Annotated in this window: 16 protein-coding genes; 3 read left to right on the top strand and 13 right to left on the bottom strand. The window is 59.5% G+C overall.

Going from position 1 to position 21,965, the window contains the following annotated elements; all coding sequences use genetic code 11:
* Positions 1–91 precede the first annotated feature (91 nt).
* Entirely contained in the window at positions 92–3,619 is a 3,528-nt protein-coding gene (locus ACXAG1_RS09770; RefSeq protein WP_475119606.1) for a DUF6531 domain-containing protein, read from the top strand.
* A 250-nt stretch (positions 3,620–3,869) separates the two neighbouring features.
* Positions 3,870–5,075, top strand: a complete 1,206-nt coding sequence (locus ACXAG1_RS09765) for a lytic polysaccharide monooxygenase (protein ID WP_475119605.1) — start codon at positions 3,870–3,872, stop codon at positions 5,073–5,075.
* A 62-nt stretch (positions 5,076–5,137) separates the two neighbouring features.
* Here the strand turns inward: ACXAG1_RS09765 and ACXAG1_RS09760 are convergent, their stop codons facing one another.
* A complete protein-coding gene (locus ACXAG1_RS09760; RefSeq protein ID WP_475119604.1) occupies positions 5,138–6,334 on the bottom strand; it encodes a multidrug effflux MFS transporter in 1,197 nt (398 codons plus the stop codon).
* Positions 6,335–6,509: 175 nt separating this feature from the next.
* On the opposite strand from ACXAG1_RS09760, the gene ACXAG1_RS09755 reads away from it, so the two are divergent.
* On the top strand, positions 6,510–7,538 hold the full coding sequence (locus tag ACXAG1_RS09755; protein WP_475091499.1) for a succinylglutamate desuccinylase/aspartoacylase family protein: 1,029 nt from the start codon (positions 6,510–6,512) through the stop codon (positions 7,536–7,538).
* A gap of 194 nt (positions 7,539–7,732) precedes the next feature.
* Here ACXAG1_RS09755 and ACXAG1_RS09750 read toward each other — a convergent pair whose 3' ends face one another.
* From ACXAG1_RS09750 to ACXAG1_RS09695, 12 genes are all read right to left on the bottom strand, one after another.
* Positions 7,733–8,959 carry a lytic murein transglycosylase gene (locus ACXAG1_RS09750; RefSeq protein ID WP_475091498.1) on the bottom strand — a complete coding sequence of 409 codons (1,227 nt, stop codon included), beginning with the start codon at positions 8,957–8,959 and terminating at the stop codon, positions 7,733–7,735.
* 168 nt (positions 8,960–9,127) lie between these two features.
* On the bottom strand, positions 9,128–9,796 hold the full coding sequence (gene trhA / locus ACXAG1_RS09745; RefSeq protein ID WP_475091497.1) for a PAQR family membrane homeostasis protein TrhA: 669 nt from the start codon (positions 9,794–9,796) through the stop codon (positions 9,128–9,130).
* Positions 9,797–9,969: 173 nt separating this feature from the next.
* Positions 9,970–11,292 carry an adenylosuccinate synthase gene (locus ACXAG1_RS09740; protein ID WP_475091496.1) on the bottom strand — a complete coding sequence of 441 codons (1,323 nt, stop codon included), beginning with the start codon at positions 11,290–11,292 and terminating at the stop codon, positions 9,970–9,972.
* A 140-nt stretch (positions 11,293–11,432) separates the two neighbouring features.
* Positions 11,433–12,623 (bottom strand): ATP phosphoribosyltransferase regulatory subunit, encoded by a 1,191-nt coding sequence (locus ACXAG1_RS09735; protein WP_475091495.1) that lies wholly within the window; start codon positions 12,621–12,623, stop codon positions 11,433–11,435.
* A gap of 64 nt (positions 12,624–12,687) precedes the next feature.
* Positions 12,688–12,873 (bottom strand): DUF2065 domain-containing protein, encoded by a 186-nt coding sequence (locus ACXAG1_RS09730; protein ID WP_475091494.1) that lies wholly within the window; start codon positions 12,871–12,873, stop codon positions 12,688–12,690.
* Between the two features lie 303 nt (positions 12,874–13,176).
* Positions 13,177–14,052: a protease modulator HflC gene (gene hflC / locus ACXAG1_RS09725; RefSeq protein ID WP_475091493.1), complete on the bottom strand. Its 876-nt coding sequence runs from the start codon at positions 14,050–14,052 to the stop codon at positions 13,177–13,179.
* Positions 14,053–14,063: 11 nt separating this feature from the next.
* Entirely contained in the window at positions 14,064–15,215 is a 1,152-nt protein-coding gene (hflK, locus tag ACXAG1_RS09720) for an FtsH protease activity modulator HflK (protein WP_475091492.1), read from the bottom strand.
* A 90-nt stretch (positions 15,216–15,305) separates the two neighbouring features.
* On the bottom strand, positions 15,306–16,643 hold the full coding sequence (gene hflX, locus ACXAG1_RS09715) for a ribosome rescue GTPase HflX (RefSeq protein WP_475091491.1): 1,338 nt from the start codon (positions 16,641–16,643) through the stop codon (positions 15,306–15,308).
* A gap of 190 nt (positions 16,644–16,833) precedes the next feature.
* Positions 16,834–17,121 carry an RNA chaperone Hfq gene (gene hfq / locus ACXAG1_RS09710; RefSeq protein WP_010132407.1) on the bottom strand — a complete coding sequence of 96 codons (288 nt, stop codon included), beginning with the start codon at positions 17,119–17,121 and terminating at the stop codon, positions 16,834–16,836.
* A gap of 181 nt (positions 17,122–17,302) precedes the next feature.
* Entirely contained in the window at positions 17,303–18,226 is a 924-nt protein-coding gene (gene miaA / locus ACXAG1_RS09705) for a tRNA (adenosine(37)-N6)-dimethylallyltransferase MiaA (protein ID WP_475093913.1), read from the bottom strand.
* Positions 18,227–18,269: 43 nt separating this feature from the next.
* Entirely contained in the window at positions 18,270–20,165 is a 1,896-nt protein-coding gene (gene mutL / locus ACXAG1_RS09700) for a DNA mismatch repair endonuclease MutL (protein ID WP_475119603.1), read from the bottom strand.
* A 415-nt stretch (positions 20,166–20,580) separates the two neighbouring features.
* Entirely contained in the window at positions 20,581–21,918 is a 1,338-nt protein-coding gene (locus tag ACXAG1_RS09695; protein ID WP_475091489.1) for an N-acetylmuramoyl-L-alanine amidase, read from the bottom strand.
* Positions 21,919–21,965 lie beyond the last annotated feature (47 nt).

Below are 21,965 nucleotides of genomic sequence, written 5' to 3'. Positions count from 1 at the left end.
CCGGCGTAACACCTGATGAACGCCAAAACCGGTTACCAATACCGGTTTAAATCGCAATCTACTCGTACAAATTTACTCCTGAGCAAGCGACATGACACCGGATCGTCTGGTCGAATTTATTCCCTCCACTCTCGCAGCATTGCACCCCCACAAAATGCCATCATCGGCGGGGGATGCCATTGCGATGTGCCAATGGTTTGAATCCTGTGCTCGCGAGCCCGACAGCTTGTCTTTCACACTGCCGTCTGGACCGGGCGACAACCGCTTCCCCGAAACGTTCTGGCCGGCACCGCCCAGCGTGCCCGCCACCCGCTACGCTCTTGCCAGCGCAACACGAGTGGCACAACTGATTCTCTCCCCATCGGCACCGGTCCAATTCTGTAATTACCCCGGGTACAACCCAGCAGGGGATTTGTTGCCTGCGCTCAAGCACTCGCTGCGAGTCGCCGACCACGTGATAGCAAGTAATGGTGAGCTCGCTTTTTCCCGCACGGACTTTGAACTGCCCGGGCCATTCACATTCCAGTGGCAGCGGTTTTACCGACAATCCCTCATTGACGGCAGCGAGGCTGGCGGTGACAGCGACAACCGCTCACTCGACACTAGCGGTCTAGGACCCGGCTGGCGCCACAGCCTGAATGAATCACTGCAACTCCCCGACCCCCAGGGCGGCACTGATAAAAAAGTATTACTGCACTCAGCGGAAGGCCGTGTCATTGCCTTTGACCTTCCCGCTATTGGGCACGGATGTTTCAATCGCTGCGAGCGCCTGTATCTACTGCGGCAGAGCCTGCACAGCTTTCGTCTTTCGTCGTTTGATCAGCCGGACAAAATATTCCGTGCCGATGGCACCGGAATTCAGGTCCCATTGAGTGAAATCCGCGATGCCAGTGGCAACACTCTGAGCGTCGATTATCGCAACGGAAAGCCGGTCAAGATCGTGACATCCTGGGGACGCACACTCGAGTTTGTGTATCAGGACGGGCAACTGGTTCGCATCGTCAACGGGCAGGACACGGAGCCCAGCCTTTGTGAATACACATTTGATGAAGCAGGCCATTTGCGGGACTGCCGTACTCCACGCGGACAGGAAAACTACGGTGTACACCACGGCGTGATGATCAGCCTGACCAGCCTGACCCTCGGTCATCTGGTGCTGGCCTATGACCGCCTGCAGCGGGTACACCAGATTCAGATATTTGAAGATCCCGCACCCGCATCGAGATACATCCAAGGGCAGGGTTCAGAACAGGATTCAAATCCAGACTCGCGATCCGGAATAGCGGAGGAATGCGAACCACCCGCACCAATGCACTATCGACTGCGCTGGCGGGCGGGGAAGCACAACGGCAAACTCAACTGCATCCTGTCTACGCCAGATCAAATAGATATACATTGGCAATTTGATGCTCGCGGCGACCTGATTGAAACCCGCCAGGGCAGTCGTATTTCTACCAGACTGTACGATCACTACCGCAACCTGTGCCGCAGTGTCGATCCGCGGGGAGTCGACACCCTATTTCGCCACGACAAGTTCGGCCGCCTGCTGCGAAGCACCTGCCAGCAACTGAATCACCGCTATGTATATGACGACAGCGGGCGATTGATTGCCGCCGGCGCCATCAAAGACAGCGACCAGGTGCACAGCTGGCGCTACCACTACCAGGAAAGTAGTGCGCACCCATCGGCGATGGTCGATCCCGCCGGCAATCGATGGCAGTGCGAACACGATGAACGGGGGCAATTGCGCCGGCTTATTGACCCGGAGGGCGGCGGGCTCGTTCTGGACTGGGATGCCCACTGCCAGCTGGCCCGCCTAAGCCACGGTGATCAGTTGTATACCTGGGAGTACGATGCTCAGGGCCGCATCACCGCGCAGTACAGCTCCGAAGCACCCTCAAGACACTGGCAATACCAGGCTGATGGTACTCTCAATCAGGTCACCATCGGCGATCGGACTTTCGACCTCAGCAGTGACGAATACGGTCGCCTCTGTGCGGTGCACGCCGACGGGGAGCCGCAGCTACAGTGGCAGTACGATGGCTACAGTAAGGTGCGCTGCATTCAGGACAGCAGCGGCCAGCGCACGAATCTCCGCTATACACCACGCGGGCAACTGTCTGCTTTGCAGTCCGGAATTACACCGTCTTCCGGCGACACTTGTCACTGGTATTACAACGAATTCGGTCAACTGGCACGCGCTGGCGACGGCAAAGGGTTTCAGCGCGAATGGCAATACGACAACTGCGGACGTCTCGCCGAATTTCACGACAGCGACAGCCACTGGTATCTGCACTACAACAGTCAGGGTGAGCTGGCGCAGATCCGCAACAACAGCGGTCAGCTGTGCAGTTTCCATTTCGACGTGTTCGGAAGACTGGTACAGGCCGCCAACGAGCACTGCTCACTGCGTTACCGCTACGACAAACGCAACCGGCTTGTGGCCGAACATCAGGATCTCAATAGCGATGCCGGCGACGACGGCACTAAAGACAGCCTGAGTATTAACCACAGCTACGACAAACGGGGGTGGCTTAAACGTTCCGCGTCCGCCCAGCTGAATATCGCCTACACCTTTTCCGCCGCCGGCGCCCTCTACGGGATTGATGCCAACGGCAATATGGCGGTGCGTATCGAATCGCAGCGAAAAGACCACGCACTCACCGGCAAACAAATATCTCTGGGCAATCACCAGCTGCGCCACGAGTATCGCGAGGGCGCCCTCGTCAGTATCCACAAGGGCGACCGGTTGCTGTGGAAAAACCGTGAAGCCGGACCGCCCTCGCCAGATACACTCGCCACAAATTCTCTCACCGTCGATGGTCGGTGGGACGCCCGCGGCAACCTTGTATCCGAGCGGCGCCCAGCAGACACCGGACTCGCCCGCTACCAGTATCAATACGATGGCTGGGGCCTGCTGCACTGTGTGGAGTGCGGAGACTTCAAAACCTGGCTGCGCTACGACCCCTTCGGGCGACGCCTGAGCAAGTCCAGCACCCATCGCCGCTCGCGGCGACAAAGACGCATTGCCAGTCACTGGTGTGGCACCGGGCTGTGGAACGAGAGCCACCAGCTGGACGGCAATCTCCTCGCCACCCATTTTCTACAGCACCCCGCCAGTGGCATTGCTCTGGCTCGCCTTTCACTGGATCCGGAGCCCACCCAGCAAACGCGGGGCAGCAACAGCCCGTTCCCGGGGCAGCGGGAGTTTTTTGTTGCCGACGGTAGTGGTCGAATCGTCGCGCTGCTCGGAGATGGTACTTTTGATAGCCATTCTGATAGCTCTTCTGATAGACCTTCGGATGGCACCGCGAATGACACTGGCGCGGCTCCGCGCTGGCAGTTCGATGGCAGTTCGCCCTCACTTTGCCCGGGCAGCTACCAGGGAATTCTGGGGATTTTCGACGTGGAGACTCGCCTGCTCTACCACAAGGGTCACTACATGCTCGCGACAGCTTGTAGCCAGCATGACGTAACAACAGCGGCCACCCTGGACGCCGGTTTCCAGAGTTTTCGTCGCTTTGGCACCCAAACGACACTGCCGGCAAACCCGAGTGCCGTGGAAAAAGCCACGGCTCTCGGCGACACAAGTGCCATCGACAGCGCGCCCGCCGACTAACTCCTCCACCCGTGAGCGGTACGAAATATTTTTCTACCGGTTCACACTTTAATGAAACAAAGTACCGACCAGCTAACGATTGACGTCCATTTCGCTTCGTAATCGCGCCACTTGCTTTAGCATGGACCGAGCAAGACAACGCTGTCATTTCTGTAGTTACGAAAGCTAATCGGTGATTCACCACGGCAGCACCGCGCTTGCGCCCGAGACTTCCGCCTGAAACAAGCAACAATAAATCAAGGAAATGGCAATGAATCACACCCACCGCAAGGGCCTCGCGAGGTCGACAAGCCTGGCACTGGCCATCTGTGCTCTTCCCGCAGCCGACGTATACGGTCACGGCACCATGGAGGTACCGGAGAGCCGCATTTACAACTGCTTTCTGAACAATCCGGAAAATCCCGCCGACCCGGCCTGCGCCGCAGCCAAAGCCGTCGGCGGCACCCAGCCGTTTTACGACTGGAATGAAATCAATCAGGCCAACGCCGCAGGTGATCACCGCGCACTGGTACCAGACGGCGAGCTCTGTTCCGGTGGCCGCAGTAAATATGCGGGCATGAACCTGGCCCGCAGCGATTGGCAGGCAACGCCGATTACGCCAAAGGCCGACGGCACTTTCGACTTTATTTTCTGGGGCACCGCACCCCACGCCACCGATGACTGGGTTTTCTATATTACCCGCTCCGGTTACACCGGCTCCGAGCCTCTGAAATGGGGCGACCTGTTTGAGTTCTGCCGGCTGGGCAATGTGCCGGTGGGGGCTGACAAACGCTACACCCTAAATTGCCCCCTGCCGCAGCTGACCGGCAAGCACGTCATTTACACCACCTGGCAGCGTTCAGACAGCCCGGAGGCCTTCTATACCTGCACCGACGTGATCCTCGGGGATGGTGGCATACCGAGCCAGTGGGCAGATGAGGGCGCGCTGCAAGCCTATTCGGATCTCGCAGCCGGCAGTCAGATTACCCTGCGCCTATTCAACAGTAGCGGTAATGATCTGGAAACGGTCGGCTACACCCTGGGCCAGGATGCCAGTGCCGCTGACTGGGCCTTTGACTTTGCCAATGCCATCAACAGTCAGTCCCAGTATGCCCGTATCGGCGTGCTTGATCCGGCAAACGACACCGTCACTCCGGTAGTGAGCGCCTCGGAAAACCGCGTCTACACCCAGGCGGATCTCAACCTGAGCCACGAGGTGGATATCCAGCCTGCGGATACTGGCGGCGATCCTGGCAATGGAGATGGCGGCGGTGATACAGGTGGAAACGGTTACGACTACACCTACCCCGATGGCATCGGCAATTATGTGCCCGGAGAAACAATAGTGCTCGGCAGCGACAACAACCGCTATCTGTGCCGCCCTTTCCCTGAGGGGCAATGGTGCAATATCAACAGTGCCTACCACTATGCACCCGGTAGCGGCTCGAACTGGTCCGACGCCTGGACACAGCTCTGAACACCCCGAACTTTTCACCCAAAAAAAGAAGCCCGGCAATGCCGGGCTTCTTAATTTCTGGCTCAGGTTGCGACAGAATGGGGCGACTGACGCAGCGTAAACATAAACAACAGCGCCGCTATTCCTCCACAGGTAGCAATGGCGGCGACCAGGGTGAGCGGAGAACCATCGAACACAGCACTGACAATAGCGATTGCTGCAGCGCCCAGCATCATCTGCAGAGTGCCGCCGAGGGCCGCAGCCGTTCCCGCAATGGGACCGTGATCATCCAGCGACAGCACCATGGTGGTGGGTACCACCAGACCGAGGAATGCGTTGGCAATTAACAGCAGAGCCACCAGCACCACAAAGTCATCCATACCCGCCAGGTTCAGCATCAGGTTAAATCCCGCAACCAGGGCAAAGCCGCTCACCGCCCACTTCACCACCGCGACGCCGCCAAACCGCTCACACAGGTTCGCGGCAAACTGGCTGGCCACAAAAAAACCCAGCGCATTCAGCGCAAAGGCAAGGCTGAACTGAGTGGGCGTCAGCCCGTAGTAGTCCGTATACAAAAACGCGGCGATAGAAAGGAAAGAGAAGAAGCTCGCCATACCCATACCGCCAATCAGGGTCATTCCCATGAATGTTGGATCCCGGAACAGCACCCTGAACGCATCGAACATGGCACCGACTTTTAGCGGCACTCGACTCTCCTCGCTCAGAGTCTCCGGAAGTGCGAAACGGATCAACAGCAGACTGACCACCGTTGCCGCCGCCACCGCATAAAACACCGATGGCCAGCCGAACGGCGCCATCAGCAGACTGCCCGCCAGCGGTGCCAGCATCGGCGAAATGGAAATCACCAGCATCACGGTGGTCATCAAGCGGGTTGCCTCGGTGCCGGTGTAACGATCGCGAATGATCGCCCGCGGAATCGACATCACCGATGCCGCGCCCACCCCCTGCACAAAACGCAGCCCGATCAGCCACTCAATGGTCGGTGCCAGGGCGCAACCGATCGAGGCGAACAGAAACAGTACCAGGCCGAAATACAGTGGCGGCTTGCGCCCGAACATATCCGCCGCCGGCCCGTAAAACAGCTGGCAGACACCGAAGGCGATAAAAAAAGAAATCAGTGTGTACTGGGACATGGCCGTCGGCACACCATAATCCTCAGCCATCGCCGGCATGGCGGGCAGGTACATATCAATGGCAAACGGCCCCACGCAACTGAGCAAGCCCAGGATCAGTGCCATCTTCAATAAATCGGGTTTCATAAATATCGATATCCGGATAAATCGCCGGACGAATGAATGCCCGAACCTGCGCTGATTCTAACAGCCGTTTGTGTCAGTCCAAGCCCAAATAGTCACCGACAAGAACTGACTTCCACCAATCGCAGGGTCACAACTACAATAACCGACAAGTCATTTTTTTACCGAACCGGATTCCATGCCACACAACACCCAAGAGCCCTTCGTCATCGCCGGTGTCACCGTCGCCCGCGGCGAGACCAAAAAAATCGAACTGCCCATCGTCCGCCTGTACACCGACACCGAAATGGCCATCCCGGTTTACGTACACCGCGGCAAAAAACCCGGCCCCACCATGTTCGTCAGCGCCGCCATCCACGGCGACGAACTGAACGGCATCGAAATCATCAGCCGCCTGATCAACAGCAAAGCCCTCAAATCCCTGCGCGGCACCCTCATCGCCGTACCCGTCGTCAACGTCTACGGCGTACTCCACCAGTCCCGTTACCTACCCGACCGCCGCGACCTCAACCGCTCCTTCCCCGGCTCCGCCCGCGGCTCCCTCGCCGCGCGCATGGCACACATCTTCCTCGAAGAAATCGTCGCCAAATGCGACTACGGCATCGACCTCCACACCGGCGCCATCCACCGCAGCAACCTCCCGCAAATCCGCGCCAACCTCGACGACCAACAAACCCGAGAAATGGCCGCCGCCTTCGGCGTCCCGGTACTGCTAAATGCCACCCTGCGAGACGGCTCCCTGCGCCAGGCCGCCGCCGACCTCGGCGTACGCATACTCTTATACGAAGCCGGCGAAGCCCTCCGCTTCGACGAACTCTGCATCCGCGCCGGCGTGCGCGGCGTCCTCAACGTCATGCGCAAACTGGAAATGATCCCCGTCAAACGCGGCCGTCAGGGCATCGAACCTTTTGTCGCCCGCCGCAGTGGCTGGCTGCGCGCCGGCGACAGCGGCATCGTCAACCACAAGAAACAGCTTGGGGATCACGTAAAAAAAGGAGAAATCCTCGCCACCATTGCCGACCTGTACGGCAACGAACTGGACAAAGTTCTGGCGGATGCCGATGGCATCATTATTGGAAAACAGAATATTCCGCTGGTGCAGGAAGGTGAGGCGATGTACCACGTGGCTTATTTTCAGGAACCAAATGAGGTACTGGAAAATTTGGAGTTATTGCAGGATACGCTGCTACCGGAAGAAAATTTCTAGAAATCTTACCCAACGAAGTAACACTGCAAAAATCGAAGGGCGGGTGTCGGGTGCAGGTTTTCAGGAGCGTCGCAAACAGGACGTTTGCGCCGCAACGCCCAGGGATGGGTTTACAGTGGTCCTGAAAACCTGCACCCGGTGCCTGCCCGCCACTGAAGGTCGAGCAAAGCACCAAAGGCTACGAGGCAAAATACTTATTGCTTACGCACCAGCTCCAAAACCTCTTTGCTCGGGAAGCCCTGCAACTCAACGCCAGCCTCTTCCTCAAACTTCAGAATCGCCTTGCGGGTTCCACCACCGGCCTTGCCGTCGATCTCCCCATCGTAGAAGCCCTTCTCCTTCAGCTTGGTCTGCAGCTCCATTACCTCATCGGCCTCCAGCTTGGTAAACGGACGCTTCCAGTCTTTACTCAGCGGTGCCGCACCACCAATCTGATCCGCCAGAATACCCACCGCCGCCGCATAGCGATCCGAATTGTTGTAGCGCTTGATTACAAAGAAATTCTTCAGCATCAGGAACGCCGGACCCTTGCGACCTGCCGGAACCTTCAACTCCGCCATATCATCCGGACGCGGGAACGACTTACCGCCCACGCGCTTGACACCCAACTTCTCCCACTCCGAAATTTTCAGCTTTCCTCCCGGCAACTTGCTCTCCGGAATCGTCACCTCATAACCCCAAGTCTGCCCGGTAACCCAACCGTTTTTCTTCAGCAGATTCGCCGCCGTCGCCAACGCATCCGGCACCGAATTCCAAATATCGCGCTTACCGTCGCCATCCATATCCACCGCGTACGCCTGGTAACTGGTCGGGATAAACTGCGTATGGCCCATGGCACCGGCCCATGAACCGGTCAGGTGGCTCTCATCGATATCACCACTCTGTAAAATTTTCAGCGCAGCCAGCAACTGACTGGTGCCAAACTTCTTACGCTTTGGATCCGCATAGGCCAGAGTCGCCAGTGAACGCACCACACTGCGCATCACCGTCTTGTTATCCAGAATCGCCCCGAAGCTCGACTCCATCGACCAGATCGCCAGCAGGATATTCGGATTCACCCCGGACTGCTTCTCGATCTTATCCAGCCACGATTTCAACTCTTGCTTCTTCGCACGCCCGCGTTTGACCGCAAACTTGGTAATGCGATTATCGAAGTACTGCCACGCCGGTGCCTTGAACTCCGGCTGGAAGCTCGCCTTGTCCAGCACCCACTGGTCCGGCGAATCAACACCCTTGAAGGCGCGATCAAAAGTCTCTGCGGTAATACCCTCTTTCTCCGCTTTCGCGCGAAATTCTTTTTTCCACTTCTCAAAGCCCGGGTCGGCCGCAGCCCCCGCGAGCATGGGAAGTGCACAGAAAAAAGCAAACAGGATGGAAACAAGACCGGTACGACGCACCGGGGAAAAGGCAACCTGGCCCATAACAGCTCCTTGGCAAGTAACAGCTCGCTCAAGGGTAGAACGGAAGACAGGCAACGGAAAGGGAGGATTGGCGCCAGTCACGAAAGCTGTGACTGGCCCGACACTATATTCCACGCGCTGAGAGCTCAGCGCGATACGCTGAAGGCTCCAATCAACCAAAGGAAACGGCTAGCTCGCCGGAGGAATCACGTAAAACAGCACCGCAAAGAAATGCAGTACACCGCCCGCCAGCACAAACAGATGCCAGATGGCGTGGTGGAAGCGCAGGCTGCGCCACAGGTAAAAAGCGATACCGCCGGTGTAGCAGAGACCGCCGAGTACCAGCAGCATCAGGCCACCGGGTGCCAGGCTTTCCATCAGCGGCTTAATGGCCGCGATCACCACCCAGCCCATCAGGGCGCTCAGGGTGATCGATAGCGCACGGATTTTTTTCAGCGGCGTGAACTGGATAATCAGGCCCAGCAGTGCCAACCCCCAGATCACCCCGAACAGGGACCATCCCCAGGGCCCGCGCAGGGTAACCAGGGTAAAAGGTGTGTAAGTGCCCGCTATCAACAGAAAAATTGCCGAGTGGTCCAGGGTGCGCAGCACCTGCTTGGCGGCGGGATGGGTCACGCTGTGGTACAGGGTGGACGCAGAGAAACACAGAATCAGCGTAGCGGCATAGATACTGCTGCTGACGATATGCCAGGCATCCCCGCGCAACGCAGCAAAGGCGCACAACACTCCCAGGCCGGCAATGGCCAGAATGGCACCCACCCCATGGGTGATGCTGTTGGCGATCTCTTCGGCAAAGCTGTAGCGAGTGGCGACCTTTGCGGTCAGGCTGTTGGACATGGCGCTTACCCGTGGTGCAGTTTCCGTGGATCAGGTGTGCCTGCCAGTATGGCAGAAAATTGTGACTGCAAATTGAAATACAGTCTCATGATCAGGAAATGTACGCCGGGAGGCAAGCGCTGTTTGAGACCGGCGGGTACCGCCGGTCTCGGCAGGGTTTCGGCAGTGGCGGATTACACGCTGGCGTTGTGAATCCCCATGTCACACAGGGCAGAGGTCTCGCGCACGATGGTCTGCACGCGGTCCGGGCCTGTGGAGATAATATCGATGGGCGCACCAACCAGCTCTTCGATGCGGGCAATGTAGTTACGCGCCGCCTGGGGCAGCTCGGCTTCACGGGCCACGCCAAAGGTGGTTTCGCTCCAGCCGGGCATGGATTCGTACACCGGCTCAACACCTTCCCAGCCCGCGGCATCAAACGGTACCGGCACGTCTTCACCGGCACTGTTGCGGTAGCCCACGCAGATTTTTACTTCTTCCAGACCATCCAGCACATCCAGCTTGGTCAGGCACAGGCCGGAGATGCTGTTGATGCGGATCGCATGGCGCACGGCGACGGCATCGAACCAGCCGGTGCGGCGCTGACGGCCGGTGGTAGCGCCGAACTCGTGGCCTTTTTCACCCAGGTGACGGCCCACATCGCAGCCCAGCTCGGTGGGGAAAGGACCGCCGCCCACGCGAGTGGTGTAGGCCTTGGTGATACCCAGCACGTAGTCGAGATACAGGGGGCCGAAACCGGAACCGGTGGCGGTACCGCCAGCGGTGGTGTTGGAGGAAGTGACATACGGGTAGGTACCGTGGTCGATATCCAGCAGGGAGCCCTGGGCGCCCTCAAACAGGATGTGTTCGCCGTTTTCACGGGCGTTGTGCAGGATGTCCGCCACGTCGGCGATCATCGGCACCAGGTCCTTGCGCCAGGTTTCCGCGAGCTTGAGGGTTTCCTCGTAGCTTACCGGATCCGCCTTGTAGTACTGGGTCAGGGCGAAGTTGTGGTATTCCAGCAACTCTTTCAATTGCGCACAGAAGTTGTCCCAGTTACACAGGTCGCCAAGGCGCAGGCCGCGGCGCGCCACCTTGTCTTCGTAGGCCGGGCCGATGCCGCGGCCGGTGGTACCGATGGCCTTGGCGCCACGGGCTTTCTCACGGGCCTGATCCAGGGCCACGTGTACCGGCAGAATCAGCGGGCACGCCGGAGACAGACGCAGGCGCTTGCGCACAGGGACGCCGGCGGCCTCCAGTTCACCCATCTCTTTTTCCAGGGCTTCCGGAGACAGCACCACACCGTTGCCGATCAGGCAGGTTACGTCCGGGCGCAGAACGCCGGAGGGGATCAGGTGCAGTACGGTCTTTTCACCATTGATCACCAGGGTGTGGCCGGCGTTGTGACCGCCCTGAAAGCGGACTACCAGTGCGACTTTCTCGGTCAGCAGATCGACAATCTTGCCTTTGCCTTCGTCGCCCCACTGGGTGCCCAGCACCACTACGTTCTTGCCCATGTGCGTAAATCTCGTTTCGTCAGTTCAACGGTCGGTTCAACAATAGACGGGCGGAAAGAAAACGTTGGCCGCGCCCGTCCAGCGGCCAACCTGTGTAATACCTGGACTGAAAAGTCCGATTCAATCGAATAGCTTAGGGTTCAGCCCCGCGCTTTCACCACCCAATGGTCGCCTTCGCGCACCAGTTCGCGGTCGCAGCGGGCCAGGGTCTCGGTATCATCGCTGCCCTCACCGGGCATGGCGTTAATCACAATCTCGCCATCGGCGCGCAGGCTGCCCACCAGTTGCCACAACTGCTCGCAGTCGCTGGCCGGAGCCAGAATCGCAGCGGCTTCAGAGCCACCGTTCTGACCGAGGGTATTGATCGCTACCAGGTCGGTACTGAAGCCGGTGGCCGCGCGGTCGCGGCCGAATACGGCGCCGATGCCGTTGTAGCGGCCACCGTTGGCCAGTGCCTGGCCGTGGCCCGGCGAGTAGGCGGCGAAAACCAGCCCGGTTTCGTAGTCGTAACCGCGCATTTCGCCGAGATCAAAAAACAGTTCTACCTGCGGATAGCGGCGCGCGATGGCATCCGCCACCTGCTGCAACTCTTCCAGCGCATTGACCAGCGCTTTGGGCCCGTCCGCAAACAGCTCACTGGCGCGGGCCAGGCACTCGCTGCCGCCGGCGAGGCGCGGCAGGCTGCGCAGCCATTTGGCCGCCTGCGCGTCTTCAATATTCGCTTCTACCCAGCGCTCGATATCCGCTACCGCCTTGCTCTGCAGCAGCGCCGTAAGTGCGCCCTGCTGATTCGCATCGAGTTGTGCGGCCTCGGCGAGGCTGCGGAAAATGGCTACATGGCCAAGATCCAGGTGAATCTCGCGGATACCCGCGGTGCGCAAGGTCTCCACCATCAGGCTGATGACTTCGATATCCCCCTGCAGGCTCTCCACACCGTAGAGCTCGGCACCGATCTGAATGGGCGCACGCGGGCCCATGGGCGCACGCGGGCGGGTATAGAGCACCTGGCCGGCGTAACACAGGCGGTTGGCACCGCTTCTGGGGAAACTGTGGGAGTCGATACGTGCGGCCTGTGGAGTGATATCCGCGCGGATACCCAGGCTGCGGCCGGACAACTGGTCGGTCACCCGGAAGGTGCTCAGGTCCACATCGCGACCCATGCCGATCAGCAGGGAATCGGTAAATTCCACCATCGGCGGAATGATCATCTCGTAGCCCCAGCGGTGGTACAGGTCCAGCAGGTCTCTGCGCAGGGTTTCCACCCGCTTGGCGTCCGCGGGCAAAATCTCGGCGATGCCATCCGGTAGCATCCAGCGTTCGGCTTGGGTCATGATGTGGGCGTTCGACAGTTAACAGTGCGGCCACAGTGGCCGGAAGAATTCTCAGTCCTGGAGATCAACCAAAGAGCATCAGCAGGGCTGTGCCGGCGAGCATGGATAGCAGCCCCGCCGTGCGCAGGCTGCGATTATCCACAGATGCCAGCTGCTGCACCAGTGCACGCCAGCGCTTGGGGTAGAGAAAAGGCAGTATGCCTTCGATGATCAGCACCAGGCCAATGGCCCGGACCAGCTCGTCCCACACGGCAGCGACTCCTACAGCGATTCAGCACGGAGGCTCAACAGAGATTCAGTAAACAGGCCGGCACAAAAAAACCGGGCGCCGGCCCGGTTTCGAGGATTTTACCACTAATTTGGCAAGGTGTGGCCACTAGAGCTGGCTGATCGGACTACTTCGGCCGAGGCAAAGGTGTCGATGACGGGGGCAAGCTTGCGAAACCTTCACCGCCATGGATGGCGGTGCAGAGCCCCCAGGGATGGGTTCACGGCGTGTTTCGCAAGCTTGTACCCGTCAGCGGCACCGCCACTGTGGTCACAACAAAGTCCACTACTTGCCAGAAGGATCCTTCAGATAACGGAAGAACTCGCTGTCCGGCTCCACCAGCAGCATGTCGCTCTTGTCCTTGAAGGACTCTCTGTACGCGGTCAGGCTGCGGGAGAAACGGTAGAACTCCGGGTTCCTGCTGTAGGCCTCAGCGTAGATCTTGGCGGCCTCGGCATCACCGGTACCGCGCACCTCTTCCGCTTTGCGGTAGGCTTCGGATTCGATCACCACCTTCTGACGATCCGCATTGGCGCGGATGCGCTCACTGGCTTCCTGACCTTTGGCGCGGTGGTCCCGTGCTTCCAGTTCACGACCGGCGCGCATACGCTGGAACACCGATTCCGACACCTCGGGCGGCAGGTCGATACGCTTCACCCGCACATCCACAATCTCGACACCGAGGTCTGTCTGTGCGGTCTTGTTCAGGTTCTTGGTGATTTCCCCCATCAGCTCATCGCGCTGACCACTCACCACCTCGTGCAGGTCGCGCACACCGAACTGGTTACGCAGGCGGTTGTTGATCTGCTCGGCCAGCAGTCGCACCGCGTTGCGCTCGTCACCACGGGTGGCGACGTAGAAACGGCCCACGTCAAAGATGCGGAACTTCGCGTAGGAATCCACCATCATGAACTTGTTTTCGCTGTTCAGCATCCGCACCGGCTGGGAGTCGACGGTCTGGATACGGGCGTCGAACTTGCGCAGCTCGTGCACCAGCGGGATTTTGAAATACAGGCCCGGCTTGTAGTCAGTGCGCACCACTTCACCAAAGCGCAGCAGCACGGCTTTTTCGGTTTCCTTGACGACGAAAGCGCTGCTGGAAACCGCGAGTACGGCCAGCAAAACCAGAGCGATGACAAAAAGAGACTTGTTGCTATTCATGGTTTCTCTCCTTATCGCACTTCACGGCTGCGGCGGCTGTTGGACACTTCGGTACGCAGCTGGTTGATCACCCGCTGGGAGATCTCGTCGATTACCTGCGGAGAAATCTGCGGGCGCTGGCTGGCGCTGGAAGCGCTGCCTTCGGCCAGTTTATCCAGTGGCAGATACATCATGTTGTTGCCGCCCTCGACATCCACCATCACCTTGGAGGTGTTGCTCATCACGTCCTGCACCGCGTCGAGGTACATACGCTCGCGTGTTACTTCCGGCGCACGCTCGAACTCGGTCAGCAGTGCGGTAAAGCGCGAGGCCTCACCGCGGGCGCTTTCCACAACACGAGATTTGTAGGCTTCCGCCTCTTCAATCATGCGCTGAGCCTGACCGCGGGCTACCGGAATCACCTGGTTGGAATAGGCCTGGGCTTCGTTCTGCAGACGCACTTCGTCTTCACGGGCGCGCACTACGTCATCAAAGGCGTCCTGCACTTCCCGCGGCGCCTTGGCGTCGGTGAGGTTGACCACGTCGACGCGAATGCCGGTCAGATACAGATCGAGATATTCCTGCAGGCGCTCCTGGGTGTCGGCAGCCACCTGGGTACGATTCTGCGAGATAACGCCGTTCAGGGTTTGCGAACCGACCACGTGACGCAGAGCGCTGTCGGTGGCTTCCTGAAGGCTTTTCAGCGGATCCGCCACGCGCAGTACGAAGGACTCGGCATCGTCGATGTGCCACTGCACCTGCAGCACCACGTCCACGATACTGGCGTCTTCGGTCAGCATCTGGCCGGTGGTACGCTCGGTACGCACCTCGGTCATATTCACCTTGGTGACATTATCCATCAGCGGCGGGTTCCAGTGCAGACCGGCGGTCTCGGTGCTGTGGTATTTACCCAGACGCAGTACCACCGCGGATTCGTTCGCGTCTACCTGGTAAAAGCCCCACAGGCCGTAGACCACGGCGAGTACGATCAATACCAGCGACCAGGGGAAGCTGGCGCCGCCGCCGGGACGGCCGTCGTCTTCGGAAGGTTTGCCACCGAACAGGCCGTTCAGCTTCTGCTGCATCTTGCGCAGCACTTCATCCAGATCCGGCGGGCCATCGTTGTTGCGATTGCCGCCACCCCAAGGGTCCTTGTTATTACCACCCGGTTCGTTCCAGGCCATTTATCAACTCCAACTCTGCAATTTATTAATCATTAGCTGACGCAAATTCTAGCATTGATTGCCTAGGTCGCGCCGAGCAGTGGGATCCGTTCAGTCCACTTCCCAGTCTTCGGGCTTGGGTTCGTCTTCCGGTTTTTCCGGCAGCCACTGGGGCGGGTTCGACACCTCGCGGAAGGGGGCCATCAAACGCTGCAGCTCCGCGCGGGGCAGCAACACCTGCAATTCTACGTCGCCGTTGTCGCGGTAGTTTTCTCCCTGCACCGCATTTCCCTCAAATAACTGCGCGCGCAGGCGCGCGTGCTGCGGGGGAATGACAATGGCGCCACTTACCATCTGTTCGCCGAGGCGCTCGGCAATGGCCTCTACCAGTAAATCGCAACCGGCACCGGTGACTGCCGATAGCCAAACCGCACGAGGCACACCCTGATCGTCGCGATCGATACGCGGTTCCGCGTCAGCCAGTAGATCCAGTTTGTTGTACACCAGCAGATGGGGCAAATCCGCCGCGCCAATTTCCTCGAGTACCGTCTGAACCTCTTCAATCAAATGCAGGCGATTCTCCGCGGCAGCGTCCACCACGTGGAGCAACAGAGTGGCATTGGCCGCCTCTTCCAGGGTGGCGCGGAAGGCTTCGACCAGCCTGTGCGGCAAGTGCGACACGAACCCCACGGTGTCGGCAAGAATCATTGCGCCGACATTTGGCAGATCCACCCGGCGCATGGTCGGGTCCAGGGTCGCGAATAGCTGATCCTGCACGTAGACATCTGCATCGGTGATGCGATTGAACAGGGTGGATTTTCCGGCGTTGGTGTAGCCCACCAGTGAGACCGTAGCCACTTCCGCGCGGGAGCGCGCGCGACGGCCCTGGTCGCGCTGGCGGCGCACCTTGTCCAGGCGCTTTTCGATGGAGTCAATGCGTGCGCGCAGTAATCGACGGTCGGTTTCCAGCTGAGTTTCACCGGGGCCGCGCAGACCGATACCGCCCTTCTGCCGTTCGAGGTGGGTCCAGCCGCGCACCAGGCGAGTGGACATATGACGCAACTGCGCCAGTTCCACCTGCAGCTTACCTTCGTGAGTTCGCGCGCGCTGGGCGAAGATATCCAGAATCAGGCCGGTGCGGTCGAGCACGCGGCATTTGAGCTCGCGCTCGATATTGCGCTCCTGACTGGGCGACAGGGTGTGATCGAAGATCACCAGCGCAGCGTCGTGCTTGGTGACGGTCTCACGGATCTCTTCGAGTTTGCCGCGGCCGACAAAGGTTTTGGGGTCGGGAGTGGCGCGCTGGCCAAAAATAAACGCCACCGGGTCGGCACCGGCAGATAATGCCAGCTCTTCAAACTCCCGTGGGTCGTCGGGGCTGTCGATGGCAGAAAGCTCCAGATGTACCAGCACAGCCAGCTCTCCGGATTCCGGGCGATCAAAAAACAAGGATTATTCTCTTGGGATCAATAGTTGGGCCCGCACAAACTGATGAATGTACCGGCGCCGAACAACAGACGCCCCGGGCGAGCCGGGGCGCTGAATACAACGTTACGCAATTTTGCGGGATGACAGGCACTGTAGCCGACGCCGCGGACAGCGGCGCTCTGCAGAACATTGCATCACAGCAGACGACGATTTAGCCGCCGAAGCTGTCGCGCTCACCGCCCTCAGGGGCACCACCTTCACCGCCCGGGCCTGCCGGATTCATCAGCGGCACACGCACGGCGCGGGAGGGAACAACGGTGGAAATTGCATGTTTGTAAACCATCTGGCTTACGGTATTTTTCAACAGTACGACAAACTGGTCGAAAGATTCGATCTGGCCCTGCAGCTTGATGCCGTTCACCAGATAGATAGAAACCGGGATACGCTCTTTACGCAAAACGTTCAGGTAAGGGTCTTGTAAGCTGTGCCCTTTTGACATCTTTGTTCTCCTTGCCAAAAGATAAGTCGCCAGATGACGCACGATCGCGCCCGCGAATCCCGCGGACTGAAGAAACGGCCATGGTAATGAGGCGTATAAAAAAGAGCCAAAAGTTATCGAGGCTCTGTGAGTAACTGACTGAATTGGGACGGATACACCGGCCCACTCACGTTATGGCTGCTCAACCAAGAAATTTCAAGGCCTCAGGCAACATTTCATCGATTTTGCGGACTTTCCCGCCAGGGGCCTGAACGCCAATCCGGTTCAACTCGGGCCAACGTCGCAGCCAGGTGAGCTGACGCTTGGCCAGCTGGCGAGTGGCGGCGATACCCGCCGCCACCATTTCATCGTAATTTGTGTCGCCGTCCAGGTACTCCCATACCTGACGGTAGCCCACCGCGCGAATCGCCGGCAGATCCTTGTGCAGATCGCCGCGGGTCCGCAGCGCTTTCACCTCGTCGAGAAATCCGTTTTCCAGCATCCGCTCGAAGCGCTCCGCGATGCGCCGATGCAGGATACTGCGATCCTCCGGCACGATGGCTAGCTGCTGCACATCAAAGTGCGCCACCGGCGAGGTCTGTGCCTGTTCCGCGCGCAGCTGGGTCATGGTCTTGCCGCTGAGGTGATACACCTCAAGGGCGCGTTCGATGCGCACCGAGTGATTCGGGTGTAACTCGGCTGCCAGAGCGGGGTCCACCTTGCGCAGCTCCTCGTGCAGCGCTGGCCAGCCCTCGCGCTGCGCGCGCGCTTCGATCTCCGCGCGAAACGCCGGATCCGCCTCCGGCATCTCCGCCATGCCCTGCAATAGAGCCTTGAAATACAACATGGTTCCCCCCACCAGCAGCGGAATCTTTCCGCGCCCGCTGATTTCCTCCATCGCCGCCAGCGCGTCGCTGCGAAAGCGACCCGCAGAGTAGCGCTCGGCGGGATCGCAGATATCGATCAGCCGATGAGGGTATCGGGCCAACTCTTCCGGCGTGGGCTTGGCGGAACCGATATCCAGCCCCCGGTACACAAGCGCAGAGTCCACACTGATCAGCTCCACCGGCATCTGATCACTGATCGCCATGGCCAGATCGGTCTTGCCGGAGGCGGTGGGGCCCATCAGAAAAATGGCGCGGGGGCGGCCTTCAGCCGAAGCGTTCAACTTACTGACCTCGCAGAAACCACTTGTCCATATCTCCCAACTTGATTTGAGTCCAGGTCGGGCGGCCGTGATTACATTGGCCGCTGCGCTCGGTGCGCTCCATATCCCGCAACAGGCCGTTCATTTCCGGAATGGTGAGTTTACGATTGGCGCGCACGGAGCCATGACAGGCCATGGTAGAGAGAATCTCGTTGATCTGGTTGCCGATGCGGTCGCTGCTGCCTTCCGCCAGCAGATCGCTGAGTACATCCCGCACCAGCTGTTCCACCGGCGCACCGTGCAGCATGGTGGGCACCTGACGCACCATCAGGGTTTCCGGGCCCGCGCGCTGCAGCACAAAACCCAGCGCAGTGAACACTTCCTCACGTTCTTCAAAGCAGTCCGCCTCGCGCTCGCTCACCGCCAGACTCACCGGCACCAGCAGTGGTTGCGCCTGAATACCGCCGGCGGCGTGGGCGGTTTTCATCTGCTCGTAGACAATGCGCTCGTGGGCCGCATGCATGTCCACCACCACCATACCGTGCTCGTTCTGGGACAGAATATAGATGCCATGGAGCTGGGCGATGGCGAAACCGAGTGGTGGCGCTTCGCTTTCAGACTCTGCAGGCAGCTGTTGCGACCAGCTGCCCGCGGTTGGCGCGGCTACCGGTGCTTCCTGCACGCCGCCCTCAAACGGCTTGTGCAGTTCACCGTAACCCTGCATCTGTTGCTGGATACGCTGGGGTGACGATTGCGGACTGTACCCCTGACCAGTAAACCCACCAGCTTGCGGAGCGGGCTGGGATGGCGCCGACGACAGCGGCATCCGCTCCTGCCCGGAAAATTCTCCCGCGGCCACGCCGGAAACCTGTGGCGACGCAATCTGCTCCTCGCCCTCTTCACGAGCGCCCGGGCGCACATCCGCCAGCGCCCGGTGCAGGGAGCCGAACAGGAAGTCGTGCACCAGGCGGCTATCGCGGAAGCGCACCTCGTGCTTGGTGGGGTGGACGTTCACGTCCACCGAGGCAGGGTCCAGTTCCAGGTACAACACAAACGCCGGATGGCGACCGTGATACAGCACGTCGGCAAACGCCCGGCGCACCGCATGGCTCACCACCCGGTCGCGAATCGCGCGTCCGTTCACATAGAAAAACTGCAGGTCGGCCTGGGAACGCGAAAACGCCGGTTCCGCCACCCACCCCCACAGGCGCAGGCCGCTGCGCTCCATTTCGATATGCAGCGCATTCTGCATAAACGCCGGGCCACACAACTGCGCAACGCGCCGCTCCATTTCTGCACGGCTGGTCCCGCCGCGCAGGTTGTGCACGCCCTTTCCGTTGTGGCGCAGGCTGATGGAGACATCGAAGCGGGAGAGTGCGAGGCGTTTGATGGTCTCGTCGACGCGATTGAATTCGGTTTTTTCGGTACGCAAAAATTTGCGGCGTGCGGGGGTGTTAAAAAACAGATCCCGTACTTCCACGGTGGTGCCGCGGGGGTGGGCTGCTGGCGCCAGCTGGGTTTCCATCTCGCGCCCCTCTGCGGACACAACCCAGCCTTTGCCGGTTTCGTCGCGGCTGCTGGTCATGGTGAGCCGGGCGACGGAGGAGATACTGGCGAGCGCTTCGCCACGGAACCCCAGTGTGGCGACGGCTTCGAGGTCTTCCAGTGCGTGGATTTTCGAGGTGGCGTGGCGGGCCAGGGCCAGATGCAGGTCGTCTTTCTCAATCCCCTTGCCGTTGTCCCGCACCATGATGCGCTTGGTGCCTCCCGCATCCAGATCCACTTCCAGGCGGGTGGCACCGGCGTCGAGGCTGTTTTCCAGCAGCTCTTTAATCACCGATGCGGGGCGCTCCACCACCTCACCGGCGGCGATCTGGTTGGCAAGTCGAGGGGAGAGTAATTGGATATTTTCTGGCATTGGATCTTGGTGTTTTGTCTAACCCCGCTGCCACTCAGGTCGGAGTTCTAAAATAGGCCGTGGCGCCAGAGCACCGGGTATAAGTTTTTGGAACCGAGCTAGGCGCCCCCCTGTGAATCCATCCCTGGGCGCTGCGGCGCAAACATCCTGTTTGCGACGTTTCCAAAAACAACACCCCAGCACTCCCGCTTAAATTCGAATCTCACTACTTCGTTAGCGGAAGGATGAAGCTACCTGCGGGGCATATACGAAGCCAAAATGCTGGGGATGGGTTTTCAAAAGCGTCGGCGACAAGGACGTCGCCGACGCAGCGTACATGGACGTATTCACAGCGGTTTTGAAAACCCATCCCCAGTGTTTTGGCGCCTCCGGAGGACCTTTAAAGCCAAGCTACTGCAGGCCGGGACCACGGTGCTCAACCCGAAGGAATAGTCAATGTCTGCCCCACCCGAATCATGGAAGTCCGCATCCCATTGGCCTTTTTCAGGTCCGCAACAGAAATGTTGTAGCGAGCCGCAATGCCCGACAGGGTATCACCTCGGGAAATCGTATGCTTGCGGTCTATGCGGTCAGCATTGGCCGCAAGCCAGCTGCCCGCCGGAGGGCGGGAAGTAAAATGGGCGACGATGCCCTCGCTGAGCTTTTCCGCCATGCGCCGCTGGAACATCGGGTCGCGCAAACGGCGAGCCTCCTGAGGGTTGGTGATAAAACCGGTCTCCACCAGAATCGACGGCACATCCGGATTGCGCAGCACCGAGAAGTTCGCCTGCTCCACCTTCTTCTTGTGCAGATGGGTAAAACTGCCCAGGGAGCTCAACACACTGGTGCCGATATCCAGGCTCGCATTCATGGTCGCCGTCATCGCCAGATCCAGCAGCACCCCCGCCAGGGTATCGTCCTTATCACTCAGGCTCAGATCCCCCGCACCACCAATCAGATCCGACTCGTTCTCCCGCTGAGCGAGAAAACGTGCGGTTTCACTGGTGGCACCGCGGGAAGAAACCGCGTACACACCCGCACCGCGGGCATCTTTACGGGTGAAGGCATCCGCGTGAATCGAAACAAACAGGTCTGCTCGCAGTTGGCGGCCCTTCTTCACCCGTTCGCGCAGAGGAATGTAGTAGTCGCCGGTACGCACGAGCTTGGCAGAAAAGCCCGGCTTGCCGTCGATGGATTTCTGCAGGTATTTGGAGATTGCCAGTACCACGTCTTTTTCCCGCAGCCCACCTGGACCGAGGGCACCGGGGTCTTCGCCGCCGTGACCGGCATCGATAGCGATAACAATGTCTTTCTTGCCGCTGACCTGTACCTGCTCAATGGTTTTTTCTTCCACCTTGTCGCGGTCGTGCAGGTCGATTACCAGGCGGTCCGGCAGGGTCTCGTGGCGGCGCAGGGCAAAGCTGCGGGGATTGACCGGCTGTTTGAGATCCAGCACCACGCGCAGGTCGCGCTTGTTTTTGGTGGCGTGGCGCACGCCGGCAATGGGGGTATCCGCCAGAGGCAGGTTATCCACGGCGGCGGAGAGCTTGGCACCGCTCACGTCGATTACGACCCGATCCGGGTTCTGCAGGGTGAACAGCTTGTGTTCCGCCGGCCCATCCAGGTCAAACACCAGACGGGTGTGATCCGGAGCGCGCCACAGACGCACGCCTTCGACTTCCGCACTGGATACCGGCAGTGCGACCAGCATTGCCAACAACGAGAGGAAAAATAAATACGTTTTCTGTCCCACCGGCAACCCTGCTCCGATCATTATTATTGCCCTGAAAATCGTCTGCGCGCTTTCGGTTTTTCTTTATT

This window comes from Microbulbifer sp. ABE4_465, assembly GCF_056160765.1.
Note: the sequence above shows the minus strand (reverse complement) of the source record. Positions and strands in the feature narration are given on the sequence as shown.

What these genes read in the sequence shown, in the direction of transcription:
- ACXAG1_RS09770 (WP_475119606.1), top strand. Translation starts at nt 92, where the DNA reads ATGACACCGGATCGTCTGGTCGAATTTATTCCCTCCACTCTCGCAGCA.
- ACXAG1_RS09765 (WP_475119605.1), top strand. Translation starts at nt 3,870, where the DNA reads ATGAATCACACCCACCGCAAGGGCCTCGCGAGGTCGACAAGCCTGGCA.
- ACXAG1_RS09760 (WP_475119604.1), bottom strand. Translation starts at nt 6,334, where the DNA reads ATGAAACCCGATTTATTGAAGATGGCACTGATCCTGGGCTTGCTCAGT.
- ACXAG1_RS09755 (WP_475091499.1), top strand. Translation starts at nt 6,510, where the DNA reads ATGCCACACAACACCCAAGAGCCCTTCGTCATCGCCGGTGTCACCGTC.
- ACXAG1_RS09750 (WP_475091498.1), bottom strand. Translation starts at nt 8,959, where the DNA reads ATGGGCCAGGTTGCCTTTTCCCCGGTGCGTCGTACCGGTCTTGTTTCC.
- trhA (WP_475091497.1), bottom strand. Translation starts at nt 9,796, where the DNA reads ATGTCCAACAGCCTGACCGCAAAGGTCGCCACTCGCTACAGCTTTGCC.
- ACXAG1_RS09740 (WP_475091496.1), bottom strand. Translation starts at nt 11,292, where the DNA reads ATGGGCAAGAACGTAGTGGTGCTGGGCACCCAGTGGGGCGACGAAGGC.
- ACXAG1_RS09735 (WP_475091495.1), bottom strand. Translation starts at nt 12,623, where the DNA reads ATGACCCAAGCCGAACGCTGGATGCTACCGGATGGCATCGCCGAGATT.
- hflC (WP_475091493.1), bottom strand. Translation starts at nt 14,052, where the DNA reads ATGAATAGCAACAAGTCTCTTTTTGTCATCGCTCTGGTTTTGCTGGCC.
- hflK (WP_475091492.1), bottom strand. Translation starts at nt 15,215, where the DNA reads ATGGCCTGGAACGAACCGGGTGGTAATAACAAGGACCCTTGGGGTGGC.
- hfq (WP_010132407.1), bottom strand. Translation starts at nt 17,121, where the DNA reads ATGTCAAAAGGGCACAGCTTACAAGACCCTTACCTGAACGTTTTGCGT.
- miaA (WP_475093913.1), bottom strand. Translation starts at nt 18,226, where the DNA reads ATGGGCCCCACCGCCTCCGGCAAGACCGATCTGGCCATGGCGATCAGT.
- mutL (WP_475119603.1), bottom strand. Translation starts at nt 20,165, where the DNA reads ATGCCAGAAAATATCCAATTACTCTCCCCTCGACTTGCCAACCAGATC.
- ACXAG1_RS09695 (WP_475091489.1), bottom strand. Translation starts at nt 21,918, where the DNA reads ATGATCGGAGCAGGGTTGCCGGTGGGACAGAAAACGTATTTATTTTTC.